Origin of the sequence: Streptomyces corchorusii, assembly GCF_001514055.1 — a bacterium.
Classification (GTDB): domain Bacteria; phylum Actinomycetota; class Actinomycetes; order Streptomycetales; family Streptomycetaceae; genus Streptomyces; species Streptomyces olivaceoviridis.
Genome location: NZ_KQ948371.1, coordinates 88,093 through 106,167, shown reverse-complemented (window position 1 = coordinate 106,167; position 18,075 = coordinate 88,093). Strand labels below are relative to the sequence as shown.

18 protein-coding genes and 1 pseudogene are annotated in these 18,075 nt (G+C 73.1%); 9 read left to right on the top strand and 10 right to left on the bottom strand.

Annotated features, from left to right (window positions below; all coding sequences use genetic code 11):
* Window positions 1-24: 24 nt before the first annotated feature.
* Window positions 25-525 carry a lantibiotic dehydratase C-terminal domain-containing protein gene (locus AQJ11_RS51760; RefSeq protein ID WP_341846316.1) on the top strand — a complete coding sequence of 167 codons (501 nt, stop codon included), beginning with the start codon at window positions 25-27 and terminating at the stop codon, window positions 523-525.
* Between the two features lie 80 nt (window positions 526-605).
* Here AQJ11_RS51760 and AQJ11_RS38675 read toward each other — a convergent pair whose 3' ends face one another.
* Both AQJ11_RS38675 and AQJ11_RS38670 read right to left on the bottom strand, forming a co-directional pair.
* Window positions 606-1,598: an alpha/beta hydrolase family protein gene (locus AQJ11_RS38675; protein WP_059266466.1), complete on the bottom strand. Its 993-nt coding sequence runs from the start codon at window positions 1,596-1,598 to the stop codon at window positions 606-608.
* A complete protein-coding gene (locus AQJ11_RS38670) occupies window positions 1,595-2,515 on the bottom strand; it encodes a zinc-binding dehydrogenase (protein ID WP_014669269.1) in 921 nt (306 codons plus the stop codon). The genes AQJ11_RS38675 and AQJ11_RS38670 overlap by 4 nt, the downstream gene beginning before the upstream one ends.
* A gap of 87 nt (window positions 2,516-2,602) precedes the next feature.
* Between AQJ11_RS38670 and AQJ11_RS38665 the strand changes: the two genes are divergently transcribed.
* Together AQJ11_RS38665 and AQJ11_RS38660 are read left to right on the top strand one after the other, a co-directional pair.
* Window positions 2,603-3,583 (top strand): LysR family transcriptional regulator, encoded by a 981-nt coding sequence (locus AQJ11_RS38665; RefSeq protein ID WP_014669270.1) that lies wholly within the window; start codon window positions 2,603-2,605, stop codon window positions 3,581-3,583.
* 138 nt (window positions 3,584-3,721) lie between these two features.
* Window positions 3,722-4,708 (top strand): aldo/keto reductase, encoded by a 987-nt coding sequence (locus tag AQJ11_RS38660; protein WP_059266465.1) that lies wholly within the window; start codon window positions 3,722-3,724, stop codon window positions 4,706-4,708.
* A 54-nt stretch (window positions 4,709-4,762) separates the two neighbouring features.
* Here AQJ11_RS38660 and rox read toward each other — a convergent pair whose 3' ends face one another.
* The 5 genes from rox to AQJ11_RS38635 form a co-directional block, all read right to left on the bottom strand.
* Complete coding sequence (rox, locus tag AQJ11_RS38655; protein WP_059266464.1) at window positions 4,763-6,199, bottom strand: rifampin monooxygenase; 1,437 nt, start codon at window positions 6,197-6,199, stop codon at window positions 4,763-4,765.
* Window positions 6,200-6,417: 218 nt separating this feature from the next.
* The gene (gene crcB, locus AQJ11_RS38650) at window positions 6,418-6,792 is read right to left on the bottom strand and encodes a fluoride efflux transporter CrcB (RefSeq protein WP_014669273.1); all 375 of its coding nucleotides are present in this window, start codon (window positions 6,790-6,792) and stop codon (window positions 6,418-6,420) included.
* On the bottom strand, window positions 6,789-7,145 hold the full coding sequence (locus AQJ11_RS38645) for a DUF190 domain-containing protein (protein WP_059266463.1): 357 nt from the start codon (window positions 7,143-7,145) through the stop codon (window positions 6,789-6,791). The genes crcB (AQJ11_RS38650) and AQJ11_RS38645 overlap by 4 nt, the downstream gene beginning before the upstream one ends.
* A complete protein-coding gene (gene crcB / locus AQJ11_RS38640; protein ID WP_059266462.1) occupies window positions 7,142-7,627 on the bottom strand; it encodes a fluoride efflux transporter CrcB in 486 nt (161 codons plus the stop codon). The genes AQJ11_RS38645 and crcB (AQJ11_RS38640) overlap by 4 nt, the downstream gene beginning before the upstream one ends.
* 208 nt (window positions 7,628-7,835) lie before the next feature.
* A complete protein-coding gene (locus AQJ11_RS38635) occupies window positions 7,836-8,804 on the bottom strand; it encodes a phosphotransferase family protein (RefSeq protein ID WP_059266461.1) in 969 nt (322 codons plus the stop codon).
* A 163-nt stretch (window positions 8,805-8,967) separates the two neighbouring features.
* Between AQJ11_RS38635 and AQJ11_RS38630 the strand changes: the two genes are divergently transcribed.
* The 3 genes from AQJ11_RS38630 to AQJ11_RS52265 are packed head-to-tail and all read left to right on the top strand — an operon-like array spanning window position 8,968 to window position 10,604.
* A complete protein-coding gene (locus tag AQJ11_RS38630) occupies window positions 8,968-9,609 on the top strand; it encodes a TetR/AcrR family transcriptional regulator (protein WP_244218575.1) in 642 nt (213 codons plus the stop codon).
* A 60-nt stretch (window positions 9,610-9,669) separates the two neighbouring features.
* Window positions 9,670-10,407: a LysR family transcriptional regulator gene (locus AQJ11_RS38625; protein ID WP_059266459.1), complete on the top strand. Its 738-nt coding sequence runs from the start codon at window positions 9,670-9,672 to the stop codon at window positions 10,405-10,407.
* Entirely contained in the window at window positions 10,386-10,604 is a 219-nt protein-coding gene (locus AQJ11_RS52265; RefSeq protein ID WP_279616974.1) for a transcriptional regulator, read from the top strand. The genes AQJ11_RS38625 and AQJ11_RS52265 overlap by 22 nt, the downstream gene beginning before the upstream one ends.
* Before the next feature lie 105 nt (window positions 10,605-10,709).
* On the opposite strand, the gene AQJ11_RS38615 is transcribed toward AQJ11_RS52265, so the two are convergent.
* Window positions 10,710-11,270 (bottom strand): hemerythrin domain-containing protein, encoded by a 561-nt coding sequence (locus AQJ11_RS38615; RefSeq protein ID WP_059266457.1) that lies wholly within the window; start codon window positions 11,268-11,270, stop codon window positions 10,710-10,712.
* A 223-nt stretch (window positions 11,271-11,493) separates the two neighbouring features.
* Here AQJ11_RS38615 and qcrB point away from each other — a divergent pair, with 223 nt between their 5' ends.
* Window positions 11,494-13,116 (top strand): cytochrome bc1 complex cytochrome b subunit, encoded by a 1,623-nt coding sequence (gene qcrB, locus AQJ11_RS38610; RefSeq protein WP_059266456.1) that lies wholly within the window; start codon window positions 11,494-11,496, stop codon window positions 13,114-13,116.
* A gap of 19 nt (window positions 13,117-13,135) precedes the next feature.
* Here the strand turns inward: qcrB and ctaF are convergent, their stop codons facing one another.
* Window positions 13,136-13,528: an aa3-type cytochrome oxidase subunit IV gene (ctaF, locus tag AQJ11_RS38605; RefSeq protein WP_014669281.1), complete on the bottom strand. Its 393-nt coding sequence runs from the start codon at window positions 13,526-13,528 to the stop codon at window positions 13,136-13,138.
* Complete coding sequence (gene ctaD / locus AQJ11_RS38600) at window positions 13,525-15,243, bottom strand: aa3-type cytochrome oxidase subunit I (RefSeq protein WP_014669282.1); 1,719 nt, start codon at window positions 15,241-15,243, stop codon at window positions 13,525-13,527. Before ctaD ends, ctaF begins: the two co-directional genes overlap by 4 nt.
* A 385-nt stretch (window positions 15,244-15,628) precedes the next feature.
* Here ctaD and AQJ11_RS51755 point away from each other — a divergent pair.
* Together AQJ11_RS51755 and AQJ11_RS51750 are read left to right on the top strand one after the other, a co-directional pair.
* Window positions 15,629-16,414, top strand: a pseudogene (locus AQJ11_RS51755) (sigma-70 family RNA polymerase sigma factor); the annotation flags it as partial.
* A gap of 471 nt (window positions 16,415-16,885) precedes the next feature.
* On the top strand, window positions 16,886-18,040 hold the full coding sequence (locus tag AQJ11_RS51750) for an enolase C-terminal domain-like protein (protein WP_059266453.1): 1,155 nt from the start codon (window positions 16,886-16,888) through the stop codon (window positions 18,038-18,040).
* The last annotated feature ends 35 nt before the right edge of the window (window positions 18,041-18,075 follow it).

The following is an 18,075-nucleotide window of genomic DNA, read 5'->3' as shown; positions in this document are numbered from 1 at the left end:
CGGGCATACGCACGGCCCCCGTCCCTGGACGCGTCCGGGGGCGGGGGCCGTCGCGTCCGCGGAGTTCACGGTATCCGGGCAGGCCCGCGACTTCTTCTTCATGCTCAACCCCCGGGACTGCGCGCGCGGTTCCGCGCGGCGGAGCCGTCCGGGGCGGAGGACCTGCGCGCCGCTCTGCTGCGCCGACTGGACCCGGGCCGGCAGGGCGGCCACTCCTGGGCGCGGCCCGTGCCCGGTGTGTACGAACCGGAGACCTACCTCTTCGGCGGCCCCCGCTCCATGCCGTGGGCGCACGCGCTGTTCACCGCCGACTCCCGGGCGGTCTGGGCATCGTCGGCTGGGAGCACCGTGGGGTCCGGCAGGCCGTACGGGAGGAGACCGGGCGCCGGCTGCCGGGCGGGCTCGGCACGCCGGACCGGCGCCGGGCCGCCACCGGTGGCCTCCGCCCCGGGAGGCTGCCCGCCGCGCCCGGCATCCGGCATCCCACCGCTCCTCGGACCCGGCGCCCCACCGCTCCTGCGCTGACCGGACGCCCCGGACCGGGCCGTTCCCTGGTCGCGCCCGCCGGGCTCCCCGACACCAGGGTGCGCGGCGTGGCGGCGGGTTCACACCGGTGGCCCCGCCAGGGTGTGCGCCAGGTGGTCGGCGACACGGGGCAGCCAGTCGGGGCGGGCGTTGCCGAGGAGGTGGTCACCGTGCGGGACGGTGAGGTAGGTGCCGTGCGGAGCCAGCCGGGCCAGGGGCTCGCCGTCGGTCACACCGGGGATGACGTCCTGGCCGCCGTCCACGACCAGCAGCGGGGCCGCGATGCGCGGAGCCAGACCGGTGAGGTCGACATCGCGGGCGAACGCGCGGGCGGCGTCCGCTCCTCCGGTGCGGCGGACCATGATGTCCCGTACCGGAGGCGGAAGTTCGGCCCAGTCGAGGCGGAAGGGGCCGCTGACGGTGGCGACCGCCGCCACCCGCGGCTCCAGCGCCGCCGCGCGGGCCGCGAAGTAGCCGCCCAGGCTGAGGCCGACGAGCCCGACGCGGGCGACGCCGAGGGCGTCGACGACCCGGCCGACGACCTGCTCGTACTCCGGCCGGAGGACCGTGGTGGCCGCGAGCACGCCCTGCCCCGGGCCGTCCATCGCGAACACCGCCAGGCCCCGGTCCAGCAGCGCGGCCACCAGGTCGAGGAACTCCTCCTTGGCGGAGTCCAGCCCGGGGACGACGACCACGGTGCCGGGCGCGTCGGCGGGGCCGCGGAGCCAGCCGGTGAACCCCTCCCCGGTCACGCGCCGCGCACCGGGTTCCAGGAGGGTGAGGGCGCGGCCCAGGGCCCGGTCCGCCTCGGCCGCGGCACGCGGGGCGTCCGGGTAGGGCGCGAGCGTGGCCAGGTGGAACCACCGGGCCGCCATGAGCAGGTGCCCGCCCGCGGAGACGGCGGAGCCGGCCCGCTCCGCGCGCTCCAGGTGGGCGTGTCCGGTGCGCAGGAAGGCGGGCCCCCAGTCGGCGACGGAGCCGAGGCCGTCGGTGACGCGCCGGTACTCGTGCGGGTCGACGCCCGCTCCGGTGGCGCGGGTCCACTGGGCGGCGGCGAACTGCGTGGCGTTCATCGTTCCCCTCCGGTCGTCAGGACGGCCTTGCCGCGTATCCGGCGCTCCCGCAGGTCGACCAGGGTTGCGGCGGTCCGGGCCCAGTCGGAGACCCGGCCGATCTCCGGATGCAGCCGCTGCTGTTCCACGAGGCGCACCAGCGCCGCGAGGTCGGGGCCGTACGGGGCGCCGGCGTAGTGGAAGTGGTGGATCGTCACGCGCTCGGGCCCGCCCAGCAACTGGAAGAAGTCGAGGGTCACCGGGGTGCGGCTCGCCTGGCCGAACCAGACGAGGGTGCCGCCCGGGCGCGCCTTCGACAGGGCCCGCGGCAGATCGGGCCCGCCCGTGGACTCCAGTACGACGTCGAACGGCCCCCGAGCCGCCGCCACGTCGTGGACCACCTCGGCGCCCAGCTCCGCGAGCCGCGCCCCGCGCGCCGGCGTGGCCGTCACCGCGGTCAGCTCGGCACCGGCCCCGACGGCCAGTTCGGTGACGTAGTGCCCGACCCCGCCCGAGGCGCCGGTCAGCAGCACCCGCCGGCCGGTCAGCGAACCGGCCGTACGCAGCAGGCGCAGCGCGGTGATCCCGGCCAGGGGCAGCGCCGCGGCCCGTACGGCGTCGATGCCGGGCGGGAGCACCGCGAGGGAGTGCGTGGGCACGGTGGCGTACTCGGCCCAGCCGCCCCGCGCCGGGTGTCCGACCACGCGGGTGCCGACGCCGGGCCCCGAGCCGTCGGCCGCGGCCTGGACGACGAGCCCCGCGATGTCCTTGCCGGGCAGCAGTCCGGGCCGGGGGTGTTCGAGGAGGAACGTCTCGCCCCTGTTCGGTGCGAACGCCTCGACCTTGACCAGCGCCTCGTCGGGCTCCGGGACGGGCTGGGGGACCTCGGCGAAGGCGACCGGACGCGCGGCGTCCCCCGTGGGAATCAGTCTTCGCATGCCGGAATGCAACCCCCGCGCCCGTGCCGGGATCCAACAACCGACCGGCATGACCCACAACCGTTGGTTGTCACCTATGGTGAGGGCATGGATCTGGACGGGGCGCAGCTGCGTGCCTTCGTGCGCGCCGCCGAGGAACTGCACTTTGGACGGGCGGCCGGGACACTCGCCATCTCCCAGCAGGCGCTGTCGAAGCGGATCGCCCGGCTGGAATCCCTGCTCGGCACCGAGCTGTTCGATCGCGGGGGCAGCGGAGTCCGCCTCACCGAGGCCGGACAGCGCTTCCTGGGACCGGCCCGGCAGACCCTGGCCGCGGCCGACGCGGCGGTGGCGGCGGCGGTGGGGGAGGACCGGCCGCTGCGGGTGGACGTGTGGGGGCATCTGTACGCGCCGATGCGGACTCTGGCCCAAGTGGCCGGGACCGCCGGGCACGCCGAGGGGACCGGAGACGCCGAACCGGCCGGGCGCGTCGGCGGGTTGGTGCTGGGCCACGGGCGTGACCTTCCGTCGGTGACGGCGGCGCTGCTGCACGGCGACATCGACGCGGGCTTCGGCCGGGTCCACCCCCCGCTGCACGGCGGACTGGCGCACCGCCTGGTCCGCCTCGAACCGGTGGACGCCGTCCTCGGCGCGGACCACCCCCTCGCGGCCCGGCCCGCCCTGCGGCCGGACCAGTTGCGCGACAGCGTCCTCTGGGCGCCCGGTCCGCTGGACCGCCTGGACTTCCTCCACCAGTTCGCCGACCGGTTCGCGATCCGGAACAGGGCCACGAGCGTCAACCTCGGCCTCGCCCACTTCCTCGCCGAGGTGGCGGCCGGGCCGCGCCGCTTCTCGCTGCTCCCCGCCGACGTCCCCCTGCCGGACGTCCCCGGGCTGCGCTCCGTACCGCTCGTCCACCCCACGCCGCTGTACGCCTGGTCGCTGTTGTGGCGCACCGGCACCGGGCACCCGGGGCTGCACGACCTCGTCGCCGCCTGCGCAGCGCGGGCGCGGCGCAGCCGGTGGCTGGAGTACGACCCGGCCCGCGACTGGCTGCCCGAACCGCAGGCGTCCTGTCAGGCCGGGTGACCCGGGACCGGGGCGCGCTCGGCGGTGTCCCGCCGGACGAGGGCCTCGGCCACCACGGCCGCCCGGCGTTTGACTTGGAGCGCACTCCAATGCCTAGCGTCCCGGGTGAACGTTCCGACGAGCGCAGGAGGCAGCAGTATGACCGACGTCCCCACCCGGTACCTGGGCGAACTGGCGGTCTCCGCGCAGGGGCTCGGCTGCATGGGCATGAGCCACGGGTACGGCACCTCGGACGACGCGCAGTCGATCGCGACGCTGCACCACGCCCTGGACCTCGGGGTCACCCTCCTCGACACCGCCGACTTCTACGGCGCCGGGCACAACGAGGAGCTGATCGGGCGGGCCATCGCCGGGCGGCGCGACGAAGTGGTGCTGGCGACCAAGTTCGGCTTCGCCAACCGCCTGGGCGAGCCCACCCTGATCCGCGGCGACGCCGCCTATGTGCGCCAGGCGTGCGACGCCTCCCTGCGCCGGCTCGGGGTCGACCACATCGACCTCTACTACCAGCACCGGGTCGATCCGCGGGTGCCGATCGAGGAGACCGTCGGGGCCATGGCCGAGCTGGTGCGGGCCGGCAAGGTGCGGTACCTGGGGCTGTCCGAGGCCGGCGCGGAGACCATCCGGCGGGCGCACGCGGTCCACCCGATCTCCGCGTTGCAGAGCGAGTGGTCGCTGTGGACCCGGGACCTGGAGGCGGAGACCGTCCCGGTCTGCCGTGAACTCGGCATCGGCCTGGTCCCCTTCTCGCCGCTCGGCCGCGGCTTCCTGACCGGACGCTACAGCTCGGTCGACGGGCTGGCGGAGACCGACGTACGGCGCAGCCAGCCGCGGTTCGCCGACGGCAACCTCGAACGGAACCTGGCGATCGTCGCGAAGCTGGAGGAGCTGGCCGCCGCCAAGTCCGTCACGGCCGGCCAGCTCGCCCTGGCCTGGTTGCAGCACCGGGGCGACGACGTGGTGCCGATCCCCGGCACCCGCAGGCAGCGGTACCTGGAGGAGAACCTCGCGGCGCTGGACGTCGGGCTGTCCGCCGAGGACATCGCCGCGATCGAGGCCGCGGCCCCGCCCGGGCACATCGCGGGCAGCCGCTACGACGCGACCAGCCTCACCTTCGTCAACCGCTGACCGCGACAGGGGCGGGTGCCTGCCTACGGCGCCGCACCCGCCCGCTCACCACCCCTACCCCACGGCGGCGCCGAACCACCGGGACAGGTGCTCGTGCAGGTCCCGCTGGTCCTCGCCGACCCAGGCCACATGGCCGTCCGGCCGCAGCAGTACCGCGGGCACCTCCAGTTCCTCGCTGACGTCGGCGACGTGGTCGACCCGGTCCGTCCAGCCCGCCGCCGGGAGCCGGCCGGTCTGGTCGAGCAGCAGTCCACGGCCGCCGTGCATCAGCCCGTAGAGGCGGCCCCGCTTCAGCTGGACGTCCCGCAGGCGCCGGCCGAGCAGGTCGTGCCCGTCCCCGAGGTCGTAGCGGACGTCGACCGCGGTGATGATCCCGGTGACGTACCGGTTCACCTCCTCGAAGTCCATCAGCCTGCCGAACAGTTCGCGCAGCGCGGTCGCACCCGGATCGGTCCCCAGCAGCGTCATCTGCGCACGGGTGTTGTCCAGTACGGCGGCGCCCACCGGATGCCGTTCGGCGTGGTAGCTGTCCAGCAGGCCCTCCGGCGCCCAGCCGGCCACCTCGGCGGCCAGCTTCCAGCCGAGGTTGAACGCGTCCTGGACGCCGAGGTTGAGCCCCTGCCCGCCGGTCGGCGGGTGGATGTGCGCCGCGTCGCCGGCCAGCAGCACCCGGCCGACCCGGTAGCGCTCGGCCTGCCGGGTGGCGTCCCCGAACCGGGACAGCCAACGCGGGGAGTGCGCCCCGAAGTCGGTGCCCGCGACCGCCCGCAGCCGTGCCGTGAACTCCTCCAGGGTCGGCGCGGTCGTGCGGTCCTCGGCCACCCCGTCGGCGGGGACGCCGATGCGGTACACCCCCTTGTTCCCGTCCACGTCGGGAATGGCGCCGAACCGGAGCTGGGTCTTGCGGACCTCCGCGACGACGGCGGCGATCGTCGCCGGATCCTCGGTCACCTCCATGTCGCCCAGCAGCGTCTCGGTCCTGGAGGGCTCACCGGGGAAGCCGACGCCGAGCAGCTTGCGCACCGTACTGCGACCGCCGTCGCACCCGACGAGGTACCGCGAGCGCAGCCGCGTGCCGTCGGCCAGTTCGGCCGTCACCCCGTCCGCGTCCTGGCTCAGCCCGACCACCTCCTGGCCGCGCCGGATCTCGGCACCGGCTTGCAGGGCACGCTCGTTCAGCAGCCGCTCGGTGGCCTGCTGCGAGACGGCGAGGCCGTACGGATGAGCCGTGTCCAGCCGTTCCGGCCACGGCTTCATGACACCGCCGAAGAGCCCGCCGACGCGGAACTTCTCACCGGCCGCCAGGAACCGGTCGAGCAGGCCGCGCTGGTCCATGATCTCCACGCTGCGCGCGTGCAGGCCGCGCCCTCGGGACTGCTGCGTCGGCTCGGTCAACTTCTCCAGCACCACCACGTGTACGTCGTGCAGCCGCAGTTCGCAGGCCAGCATCAAGCCGGTCGGTCCACCGCCGACCACGAGCACGTCGATCATCAAGGCCCCCCATTTCCGCAGGTTCTGGTCGAGGCCGGAGATTCTGCAACACCACCGGGGCCTTGCCGCAAGGCCCCCTGTGCGCTATATGTTGAGAGTGGCAAGGAGTGGGTGACCTCCTTGCCTTCGTCATGTGTGCCGGGCCGTGTCTGCCGCGCCATGTCCCGCGGGCGTCGTAGTGGCCCCGGGCGACCTGAGTGTCCCGTCCGCCGTCGGGTTCAGGACCACATCGCCTGGGCGACTGCGGTGCCGATGAACGCGGCGCCGAGGCCGGTGACCACGCTGGCGATGACGTTGGCGGCGGCGAAGAACCTGGCGCCGGCCTCGGCCAGCCGCAGCGTCTCGTAGGAGAAGGTCGAGTAGGTGGACAGCGCTCCGCAGAACCCGGTGCCGACCAGCAGTTGCACCGAGTGGGAGGCGGCGCCGTAGGTGACGGCGCCGGACAGCAGCCCCAGGACCAGGCAGCCGGTCACGTTGACGACGAAGGTGCCCCAGGGCAGGACGGTGTCGTGCCGGGCCTGCACGGCGCGGTCGGTCAGGTACCGCAGCGGCGCTCCGACCACGGCACCGGCGATGACGAGGAGCCAGTTCACTTCGCCCGCTTCTCCCCGTGGCGTCCGACGTAGCGGATGACCTCGCACTCGTCGAGGATCACCAGCCCCTCCGTGACCAGGTCGTCCAGTTGGGGCAGGAAGGCGCGGACACGGGCCGCGTCGTCCACGATCACGATCGCCACGGGCAGGTCCTCGCTGAGCGACAGCAGGCGGTTGGTGTGGATCAGGGAGGAGGCGCCGTAGCCCTCGATGCCCCGGAACGCGCTCGCGCCGGCCAGCCCGGCCTGGTGGGCGCGGTGGATGATCTCGCCGTAGAGCGGCCTGTGACGGAAGGTGTCGCCCTCGCCGACGAAGATGGTCAGGCGTAGCGCGGAGCCGTGCAACCGGGTCACTTCGTCCTCCTCCACGAGATCAGGCGGCGGGTCGCCGCTGCCGCGAGCCACACGGCCGCGAGCGCGGCGAGCAGGGTGGCGGCCAGGTAGGCCAGGCCGGTGCGGGCGTGCCCGCTCTGCACGAGCTGCTGGATGTCGACGCTGTAGGTGGAGAAGGTCGTGAAGCCGCCCAGGACGCCGGTGCCGAAGAAGGGGCGCACCAGCCGGTGCGCGGCCCACAGGTCCGTGATGACGACCATGAAGACCCCGATCACCGCGCAGCCGGTCGCGTTCACCACGAGGGTGGTCCACGGGAAGGCGCCTTCGGCGGTCGGCCACAGCAGGGAGGCGCCGTAGCGGGCCACGGCCCCCAGCGCGCCGCCGGCCGCCACCACCGCGATCACGGGCGCCTGCCCGTCGGCGAGTCCGCGGCGCCACGCGGGCGCGGACCGACCGACGCCGGTAACCGTGGGCTCCGTGGCCTGGTCGCGGGGAGCTGTCATGGACGCGCGTCTCCTACTCGTGCGGCCGCCCGGCATGCGGGCGCGGGTCGCTCACAAGCAGGGACTGTCGGCGGCGTCGATGCCGCGGTTCGGGGTGCGGCGAGCCCCACCGCCGCGCGACCGCCTGTTCCGGGCCGCCGCTGGTCACCAGGGTAACCGGGGGCGCCGGCCACCGTCGCGCCGGCTGCCCTGCGGCGGCGGCGCGGGGTCAGCACAGGTCGAGCGCCGCTCGCAGGTTGTGCTCGGCGATGCCCGCCATCGCCGCCCGGTCGGGAAAGTCCCCGTCGAGCAGCCGCAGCGGGCCCGCCGTCAGCGAGAGCCGCTGCGCCAGCAGGTACAGCGCGAGCCGGTCCTCGTCCAGGCCGGCCACCGTCAGCGGACCGTACGCGTTGCCCAGGCGGATCCGCAGGAAGACGTGCTCCCATTCGACGTCGAAGTACATCGTGCCCTCGATGTCGATCAGCACGGGACGGCCGTCCGCGTCGACCAGCACGTGGTCGGGTCCCAGCTCGCCGTGCACGACCGCGTACCGCTCGCGGGGCCGCACCGCGCCCGCCAGGTCCCGCAGCCGCTCCTCCAGCCGGCCGCGGGCCGCGCCGATCCGCGGATCACGCGAGGCGGCCTCCGCGAGGTCCCGCAGCGCGCGGGCGAGGACGACCCCCTCGCACGACGTCCCGCGTGACGTCCCTCCGCCGTCGACCACCGCCACTTTGCCGTAGCCGGGGGCGCGGTGACGCCGCATCGCCTCCAGCGCCTCCCCGAGCCGGTCCAGGACCGGGGCGGCGGCGCGTGGGTCGCGCGCGACGAGGTCCCGCAGGTTCTCCCCCCGGACGTCCTCCACCACCGCGAGGTCGGACGGGCCGCGGACGCCGGCCCGCTCGACCAGGCGGATCGCCGGGACGCGGACACCGAGCGCGTCCAGCCGCGCGTGGGCGGCCTCGAACAGGTCCAGTCCGAGACCGGGTGAGAACGGGTCGGTGCGGTCGTCGTCGCTCGGGGCCGCCGGCCAGTAGTTCTCGCCGTCGTCCCACACATAGGCGACCGCCGTCGACGCGTCGTCCATCACCAGCCGGTACACGCCCTTCCTGCTGCCGCCCGCGACCCGCTGGACCGCCTCCAGCCGTCGCCCGCCGCCCAGCGCGGCCCGTGCCGCTCCCGCCAACCGCTCCCGCGTCACTGCCCTGGGTGCCACGTCCCCGCCCGCCTCTCCGTCACGCCGACCCGGGCACCTTACGGGAGTGTTGACAGGGCGGCGCCCGAAGGAGGCGGCGCGGGTACGCCCCCCTCGCATAAAATGGACTAGTAAGTCCAGAGCGGGGAGTGGAGGCAGGCACGTGAGCATGCACAGCGGGACCGCGCCGCGGCTGACCCCCAAGGGCATGGCCACCCGGCGCCGCATCGTGGAGGGCGCGGCCGAGGAGATCCGCGAGCGGGGCGCCGCCGGGACGACACTCGACGACATCCGGGCCCGCACCGGGACCAGCAAGAGCCAGATCTTCCACTACTTCCCCGGCGGGAAGGAGGAGTTGCTGCTGGCGGTGGCCGCCCGCGAGGCCGAACGCGTCCTGGAGGACCAGGAACCGCACCTCGGCGACCTGACCACGTGGGCGGCCTGGCAGGCATGGCGCGACGCCGTCGTACGGCGGTACGAGCAGCAGGGCGTCAACTGCCCGCTCGGCGTGCTGATCACCGAGCTGGGCCGCACCACCCCGGCCGCACAGGCACTCACGGGCCAGTTGATCGGCCAGTGGCAGTCAGCCCTGCGCACCGGCATCCGGCACATGCAGGACAGCGGCGAGGTCGACCGGGGACTGGACGCCGACCGGACGGCGGCCGCACTCGTCGCCGCGGTGCAGGGCGGCGTGACCATCCTGATGTCCACCGGCACCATCGGACACCTGGAAGCGGCGCTCGACACGACCTTGACTCTGCTGCGCACCGGCGGCGTTCCGGCGGCCCGCCCCGGGCCGCTGCATCCGTGATCAGACTGCTGGGTCCATGAGTCCGGCGAAAGCCATACGGGGCTGGCATGCGGAACGATCATGGACTTCACGGATGTGTCACTCACGGCGCCGCGCTTCTTGCGGGCCGTCACCGAGCGGGGGACCTCCACCGCCGCCGCGGCGTCGCTGGGCTGCACGCGGTCCGCGGTGTCACGGCGGATCGCCGCGCTCGAACGGGCGGCGGGCGCCGAACTGCTGGATCGGCGGCGCGGCGGCGTACGGCTCACCGCGGCCGGCCGTGTCGTCATGCGCCGGGCGACGGTCGTGCTGGACGAGATCGGCGCGACCGCCAGGGAGTCGTCGGGCCTGCCCGGGCAGGCCGGGACGGTCCGCCTGGGCTGGTTCCCGAGCGCCGGCGCCGCCCTGCTGCCGCGCGCCCTCACGGCACTGCGCAGCACCGGCCCCGGCCTCCGGGGCGTCGGCCGGGAGGGCGGCACCCCGGCGCTGGTACGCGCCCTGCGGGCCGGCAGCCTCGACCTGGCCCCGCTCGCGTCCGTGCCGCCGTTCCGGCCGCCGGACGCCGAGTCGCCCCCCGCTCGTCGTGCGGCCCCTGACCGAACGCGCGCTGTGTCTGGCGGTGCCCGCCGGCCATCCGCCGGCCCGCGGCGTTTCGTCGACGTGGCCGACCTGCGCGGGCGACGCTGGATCGCGGGGTCCTCCTCGGGCGAGGACCGGCTGACGGGCGTGTGCCGGGTCTGGACGAGCGGCCGGAGATCGCCCACACCGCGCGCGACTGGCTCGCCAAGCTCCACCTCGTGGCGGCGGGCTGCGGGCTGACCATCGTGCCGGCCGCCCTCGCCGCCGCCGCGCCACCGGGTGTCCGCGCCCTCCCGGTCCGCGGCGGGCCCCAGGAACAGCGGCGCGTGCTCCTGGCCCGGCTGCCCCATCCGCCGACGGACCCGGTCACCCGCGTGGCAGCCGCCCTCCGCGCGGCGGCCCTCGACGCGGACGCACCGGCTCCGCCGCCGTCCTGAGGAGGGGCGCCCTCGAACCCGTGCCGGGGTTCCGGTCAGCGTCCGTCCCACGACGAGCGGCGGGCGCGGGCCGGACAGGGAGGGGGTGTCTTGGCGACCGCGGGTTCACGACAGGCCACGGCGTCCCAGCCGGTCGCGCAGACGGTCCCAGGGCCCCAGGACGGCGGAGGTCAGCCTGGTGAGCGCCGGCGAGCCGGGCGCGCCGGGGCGCGGCCGGGTGGGTCCGAGGGCTTGCGTGCGACGTGCCCCGGCGCCCGCGTCGCGCAGGGCGTCAGCGGGGCCCACGGCCTGGAGCCGGGGGAACAACCGCTGTTCCAGCCCCACCACGTGCTCGGTGACGCACGAGACGAGGCCCAGCAGGTGACGCACGTACTCCTCGCTGTGTGCCGGGACGGCCCCGAGGGACTTCAGTGTCCGCTGGATCTCCTCGTCGACGGCGAGCAGCTCGTCCACCCCCTGGTCCCCGCCCACGACGTAACGGCGCACCAGCGGGTGCAGACACTCCCTCTCCGCCACCAGATGGGTCACCAGACGGCCGCTGACCCGTTCCACGAGTGACGCGCGCTCGTCACTGCCGGGCGGAGCGGACCGCACCCGGTCGAGAAGGTTCTGGATCGCGCGGTGGTCCGCCGCGAGCTGTCCGATGATGCCGCTGTCACTCCCCACACGCGCTCCCTGAAGCCGAGGCACCGGCGGTCACCGGCAGCCGCCGGTCCTGGATGCCCGCCGCGCCGCCGTTTCATTCCCGCACGAGGGCGGGGCCGGTTGAGGAACGCGGCCTTCGGGTATCCGGGCGCCCGTCGTGCGAGCCGTCGGGCCGTGCGGCGCACACGAGGGCCGGGCGGAAGAGGAGTGGTCGGGCGTGCTACTACGGCGGCGCAGGGAGAGGATGAGGGGATGGGTACGGCAGGCGGGGTTCCGGGCCTACGTCGCGACCGACCGGCGGTCGCCCGTGTCGGAACTGTCCGCCCGGCTGCTGCGCAAGGCCTTCCCCGACCACTGGTCGTTCCTGCTGGGGGAGATCGCGCTCTACAGCTTCGTCGTCCTGGTGCTGACGGGGAGCTACCTGACGCTCTACTTCGATCCCAGTCTCGCCGAGGTGCCGTACAGCGGCTCCTATGAGCCCTTGCGGGGGCTGCTCGTCTCGAAGGCGTACGAGTCGACCCTCCACATCAGCTTCGACGTGCGCGGCGGTCTGCTGATCCGTCAGATGCACCACTGGTCGGCGCTCGTCTTCGTGGCGGCCATCGGGGTCCACATGATGAGGGTCTTCTTCACCGGTGCCTTCCGCAGGCCCCGGGAGCTGAACTGGAGCATCGGCGTGACGCTGTTCCTGCTGTCCTTGCTGGAGGGTTTCTGCGGCTACTCGCTGCCGGACGACCTGCTGTCCGGTACGGGTCTGCGCACCGCCAATTCCATCGTCCTGTCGATCCCGGTCGTCGGAACCTACCTGAGCTTCCTCCTGTGGGACGGCCCCTTCCCCGGTACCGCGATCGACCGGCGTCTGTACATCGTCCACGTCCTCTTCGTCCCCGGTGCGCTGCTCGCTCTGATCACCGTGCACCTGATCCTGGTGGTCTATCTGAAGCACACGCAGTGGGCCGGCCGCGGAAAGACCAACCGGAACGTCGTCGGCCAGCCGATGTTCCCCTCGTTCACCGCGAAGTCGGCCGGGCTGTCGCTGATGGTCGCCGGCGTCACAGCGCTTCTGGGCGGGCTCGCACAGATCAACCCCGTCTGGCTCTTCGGCCCCTACGTGCCCGACCAGGTCTCCACCGACGCCCAGCCCGACTGGTACGTCGGGTTCCTCGAAGGAGCCCTTCGGCTGATGCCCGGCATCGAGTGGAACGTCGCCGGGCACACGGTCATGTGGAACGTCCTGCTGCCCGCTGTCGTGCTGCCGGCCCTGCTGTTCGTGCTGCTCTACATGTATCCGTTCTTCGAGCGCTGGGTGACCGGTGACCTGGTGGAGCACCATCTGTGCGACCGGCCGCGGGACCGGCCGACCCGGACCGGACTCGGGGTGGCGGGCATCGCCTGGTACGCGGTGCTGCTCATGGCCGGGGGCAACGACGTGCTGACCGTCTGGTTCGGCGTCTCCGTCGACGTACTGACGTGGATCTTCCGGGTCGCGCTGTTCGTTCTGCCGGTCCTTTCCTTCCTGGTCACCAAGCGCGTCTGCCTGGCCCTGCAACGGCACGACCGGCACCTGCTGGAAGAGGGCGAGGAGACCGGCGAGGTGTATCAGGACCTGGCGGGCGGGATCAGCGAGCAGCATGAGCCCCTGGGTCCGGAGCAGCGCTACAAGCTGCTGGTGCGGGACATCCCGCAGCCGCTGGAACACCCCGGGCGGCGGGCGCCGTGGCGGAGCAGGATCCAGGCGTCCCTCAGCTCCTGGTACTACGGCGACCGGGTCGACATGCCGGCCACCGCGGAGGAACGCCTCCAGGTCAGCTCCCGCATCGCCGATCCGGTGGCGGGCGGCGTCGGGGACGAGGAGGAGACGGGCTGAGTCTCCGCTGCCGCCCGCCTCACTCGCTCTCGCGCCCGCCGTACTGGAAGACCAGGCCGAAGATGCCGAGCCCGAGGACGCCGAGGCCCATCAGGATCAGCCAGTCTCCGTAGACGATCCCGTTGGCGACCAGCGTGGCGCCGGCGGCGGTCACCACCGGGTGCCGGCTGTGCGGGGGGAAGAAGTCGATGCGGCCACCGCGCTCCTGGATCTCCGCGTCGGAACGGTCCTCGGGACGGGAGCCCTTGCGCCGGTGGTTGACCATCGAGAAGAACGCGATCACCGACGCCATGAGGAAGGAGACGCCCAGGGCCGCGATACCGACGGGCTCCCGCGCGAACCAGATGTAGGCGACGTCGGTGACCAGGAAGAAGACGGCCACGCCGGCGAAGAGGTAGGCCTCGGACTTCATTCGCTCTGCTTCCCTTCCGGGTCGGGGGTCGCCTCCACGGCTCCGTGCGCCTGCCGGGGCAGTCGCTCCTTGAACTCCGGGTGGTGCAGGTCGAAGGCCGGTGAGTCGGACCGGATCCGGGGCAGCGCCGTGAAGTTGTGCCGGGGCGGGGGACACGAGGTGGCCCATTCGAGTGAGCGGCCGTACCCCCAGGGGTCGTCCATGCCCACCTTCGGCGCGTACCGGGCGGTCTTCCAGACGTTGTAGAGGAACGGGAGGGTGGAGAGCCCGAGCAGGAAGGCACCGATCGACGACACGGTGTTCAGGGCGGTGAACCCGTCGGCGGCCAGGTAGTCGGCGTAGCGCCGCGGCATCCCGCTCTCTCCCAGCCAGTGCTGGACGAGGAACGTGGTCTGGAAGCCCACGAACAGGGTCCAGAAGTGGACTTTGCCGATGCGCTCGTCCAGCATGCGGCCCGTCAGCTTGGGCCACCAGAAGTAGAAGCCGCCGAACATGGCGAAGACGATCGTTCCGAACAGGACGTAGTGCAGGTGGGCGACGATGAAGTAGGTGTCGGTCAGATGGAAGTCCAGAGCGGGTGAGGCGATGAGGACACCGCTGAGTCCCCCGAGGAGGAAGGTGACGAGGAAACCGAGTGCCCAGAGCATGGGTGTCTCGAAGGAGAGACTGCCGTTCCACATGGTTCCGATCCAGTTGAAGAACTTCACACCGGTGGGCACGGCGATGAGGAAGGACATGAAGGAGAAGAACGGCAGAAACACCGCACCCGTGGCGAACATGTGGTGGGCCCATACGGAGGCCGACAACATGGTGATCGCGATGGTCGCTCCGACCATGCCGGCGTAGCCGAACAACGGCTTGCGGCTGAACACCGGGACGATCTCCGTGACGACGCCGAAGAACGGCAGCGCCACGATGTATACCTCCGGATGGCCGAACCACCAGAAGAGGTGCTGCCACAGCAGGGCGCCGCCGGTCGCCGAGTCGAAGATGTGCGCGCCGTACTGCCGGTCGGCCATCAGGGCCAGCAGGAGGGCAGCGAACGGAGGAAAGGCGAGCAGGACGAGGATCGAGGTGAACAGCACGTTCCAGGTGAAGATCGGCATCCGGAACATGGTCATGCCCGGACAGCGCAGACACACGATCGTGGCGATGAAGTTGACGCCTCCGAGCGTGGTGCTCACCCCCGAGAGCACGAGCCCCATCGCCCACACGTCACCGCCGTGGCCGGGACTGTGCACCCCGTCGTTGAGCGGGGAGTAGGCGAACCAGCCGAAATCGGCGGGACCGTTGCCGATCAGGAATCCGGACAGCACCGTGAGGCCCCCGAAGAGGAACAGCCAGTAGGTCAGGGCGTTGAGCCGGGGGAAGGCCACGTCGGGAGCCCCGATCTGGAGGGGCATGACGGCGTTCGCGAAGCCGGTGAAGGTGGGCGTCGCGAAGAGCAGCATCATGATCGTGCCGTGGATCGTGAAGAGCTGGTTGTACTGCTGCGCGGAGACGACCTGGAGTCCCGGCCGGGCCAGTTCGGCGCGCATCAGCATCGCCATCAGACCGGCGACGAGGAAGAAGCCGAACGACGTGACGAGGTAGAGATTGCCGATCTTCTTGTGGTCGGTGGTCGTCAGGTAGTCCCTGATCCTGTCACCCGTGTGCACGCGGGGGCTGCGGGAGGCGTCTTCTTCCCGCCCCAGCCCCGGGTGCGTCTTCGACATGTGCGCCCTCCAGGCGGTGTGCCGACGGGTCGGCATCCGTGACGAACCCGAGGGGGTTAGCCACCCTGCTCCGTCGGTAAACATGTCCGCCCCACCGACCACGCCGTCGTGGTTCACGCGTTCATGGCGTGCGCGCACGCGAAGTCCACCGGCGAGGCGGGCTGCTGCGCGGCGACCTCGGGGCCTGGCGCCGTTCACCCTTCACGAAGAGCTCGGAGTGCCTCCGCGAGGTCTGGGACCCCGCTCGGCACCGCCAAACCGGAATCATCCGCTCCACCCGCGGGTCCACCCGAAATCCCCGTCGAGCGGGTGATCTTCGCATGGGCCGAAGGAATCGGGAAACCCATGGTGCAGCCCAGCAGGCCCCTCCAGCTCAGAGGCTCACATGAACGCCCCGACCACCCTCCGCCCGCCGGGCAAGCACGACACCGACGGCGCACTGACGTCCCCGCGGATCGACGAGGTCGTCGGACGGATCAGCAGGCACCCGCCGGGGCGCGAACGGGACGCGGCGCGGGAACGAGCCGTCCGCACCCTGATCCCCGTGGCTCGCCGGATCGCCGCCAAGTACCGCGGCATCGGCGTCGAGGAGCAGGACGACCTCTTCCAGGTGGCCTGCGTGGGCCTGGTGAAGGCCGTCGACGGCTACGACCCCGCCCACGGACACCCGTTCCTGGCCTACGCGGTGCCGACGATCACCGGGGAGCTGAAACGCCACTTCAGGGACCGGGCCGGACTCGTGCGACTGCCCCGGGCCGTGCAGGAGACCAGGCAGCAGGTGCGGCGCGTGCGGCGGGAGCTCGAACAGGCGGGGGGCGGTCGCCCGCCCACGCTCGGGGAGATCGCCCGGGCCTGTGGTCTGTCCGAGGACGCGGTGGCCGAGGCCATCCGCTCCCAGGGCGCGGCACGGCCCCGCTCGCTCGACGCGCCGTTGGAGGGACGGGAGGGGGCGCTGCCCGCGTTCGGTGAGGTGCTCGGCGGCCGGGACGCCCGGATCGAGACCGCCGCCGAGCGCGTGGAGCTCGTGGACGCGCTGAGGCGGTTCCCGGAGCGGGAGCGCCGCATCCTGGTGCTGCGCTTCTTCCACGACCTGACACAGCAGCAGATCGCGGCCGTGGTGGGCCTCTCGCAGATGCATGTGTCCCGGCTGATCGCCCGCTGCCTGGGTGAGCTGCGGGAGACGCTCGGGCATCTCGATCCCTCACGCCCCGCCGGCGGGGGCCGCGCCGGCCCGGAGGGCGCGGCGGAGGGTGCCGGGCATCTGCCCGCGCGGGGTGGCGGCCACGGCCGCGTCCGGGCCGCGCACCCCGCCCGCGAGGACCAACGCGGTCGGGGGCGGCCCAGCGCGGCCTCTCGGTCATGTGGAAGGGGCCCCGGGAGGCGGGGGCTGTGCCACCGCGGGCGGTGGCACAGGTGCGGATCGGAGGGAGCACGTCATGACACTGGTGGCCGACTTCGTCCTGCGGCGCCTGCGGGAAGGGGGGATCGAGCGGGCCCACGGCTGTCCCTGCGACGGGATCCACGGGCTGTACGACACCAAGCCGGACCACCAGTCCGTGGTCGCGCTGGTCGGCCGGCGCAAACGGCTCTCCCCGGGCACGCAACTCACCGAGGCCGCCGGGCGCCTGCCGGGACGGCCCGCATGAGCGGCGCCCGGACCGGTGCCGGGCCGGGCCCGGCGGACTGCCGGATCGACGCGGTGGACGTGCACGCCTTCGAGGTGCCGACCGACGGCCCGGACGGCAAGGAACAGGACGGCACCCTGGAATGGGACTCCACCACCATGGTCCTGGTCCGGGTGCACGCCGGCGGTCGTACGGGACTCGGTTACACCTACGGGGACGTGTCGGTCGCCTCGTTCGCCGACTCCCAGCTCGCGCCGCTGATCAAGGGACAGGCCGCCACGGCACCCGCGGTCCTGTGGGAGTTGATGGGGCGTCAGATCCGCAACGCGGGTCGTCCCGGTGTCGGCGCCATGGCGGTCTCCGCGGTGGACGTGGCGCTGTGGGACCTCAAGGCCCGGCTCCTCGGCCTGCCGCTGGTCCAGTTGCTCCCGGCGTACCACGACCGGGTGCCGGTGTACGGCAGCGGCGGCTTCACGAACTACTCCCTGGACCGCCTCACCGACCAGCTCGCCGGGTGGGTGGAGCAGGGCGTCCCGCGCGTGAAGCTGAAGACCTCCCGGGACCCCGAAGCCGACCCGCGACGCCTGGCGGCGGTCCGCGAGGCCGTCGGTGACGAGCCGGAGGTCTTCACCGACGCCAACGGGGCGCTGGGCCGCAAGCAGGCGCTGTACTGGGCCCGTCGCTTCCACGAGGAGTGGGACGTGCGCTGGTTCGAGGAGCCCGTCAGCTCCGCGGACCTGGACGGCCTGCGCATGCTGCGCGAGCGGGGCCCCGCCCGGCTGGAGATCGCGGCCGGCGAATACGCCTACACCACACAGGACTTCGTCCATCTCGTCGAAGGCCCCGCCGTGGACTGCCTCCAGGCCGATGTCACCCGCTGCGGAGGCATCACCGGCGTCCTGGAAGTGGCCGGCCTCGCGGCGGCCCATCACCTGGACCTGTCCGCCCACTGCGCGCCGGCCGTCTCCGCCCACGCGTTCTGCGCCGTGCGCCGGCTGCGGCACCTGGAGTACTTCCACGACCACGTGCGGCTCGAACGCCTGCTGTTCGACGGCGCCCTGTCACCCGACGGCGGCGCCCTGCGCCCGGACACCTCGCGGCCCGGCCTCGGCCTGGAGGTCAAGTGGCCCGACGCCGAGGACTACCGCGTCTACGGACCACGGCCGACCTGACCGGGCCGGCGAAGGGGAGTCGACACCGATGGCCA

What these genes read in the sequence shown, in the direction of transcription:
- AQJ11_RS38670 (WP_014669269.1), bottom strand. Translation starts at nt 2,515, where the DNA reads ATGCGAAGACTGATTCCCACGGGGGACGCCGCGCGTCCGGTCGCCTTC.
- AQJ11_RS51750 (WP_059266453.1), top strand. Translation starts at nt 16,886, where the DNA reads ATGAGCGGCGCCCGGACCGGTGCCGGGCCGGGCCCGGCGGACTGCCGG.
- ctaD (WP_014669282.1), bottom strand. Translation starts at nt 15,243, where the DNA reads ATGTCGAAGACGCACCCGGGGCTGGGGCGGGAAGAAGACGCCTCCCGC.
- crcB (WP_059266462.1), bottom strand. Translation starts at nt 7,627, where the DNA reads ATGACAGCTCCCCGCGACCAGGCCACGGAGCCCACGGTTACCGGCGTC.
- AQJ11_RS38660 (WP_059266465.1), top strand. Translation starts at nt 3,722, where the DNA reads ATGACCGACGTCCCCACCCGGTACCTGGGCGAACTGGCGGTCTCCGCG.
- AQJ11_RS38625 (WP_059266459.1), top strand. Translation starts at nt 9,670, where the DNA reads ATGGACTTCACGGATGTGTCACTCACGGCGCCGCGCTTCTTGCGGGCC.
- AQJ11_RS38665 (WP_014669270.1), top strand. Translation starts at nt 2,603, where the DNA reads ATGGATCTGGACGGGGCGCAGCTGCGTGCCTTCGTGCGCGCCGCCGAG.
- AQJ11_RS38630 (WP_244218575.1), top strand. Translation starts at nt 8,968, where the DNA reads ATGCACAGCGGGACCGCGCCGCGGCTGACCCCCAAGGGCATGGCCACC.
- AQJ11_RS38675 (WP_059266466.1), bottom strand. Translation starts at nt 1,598, where the DNA reads ATGAACGCCACGCAGTTCGCCGCCGCCCAGTGGACCCGCGCCACCGGA.
- rox (WP_059266464.1), bottom strand. Translation starts at nt 6,199, where the DNA reads ATGATCGACGTGCTCGTGGTCGGCGGTGGACCGACCGGCTTGATGCTG.
- ctaF (WP_014669281.1), bottom strand. Translation starts at nt 13,528, where the DNA reads ATGAAGTCCGAGGCCTACCTCTTCGCCGGCGTGGCCGTCTTCTTCCTG.
- qcrB (WP_059266456.1), top strand. Translation starts at nt 11,494, where the DNA reads ATGAGGGGATGGGTACGGCAGGCGGGGTTCCGGGCCTACGTCGCGACC.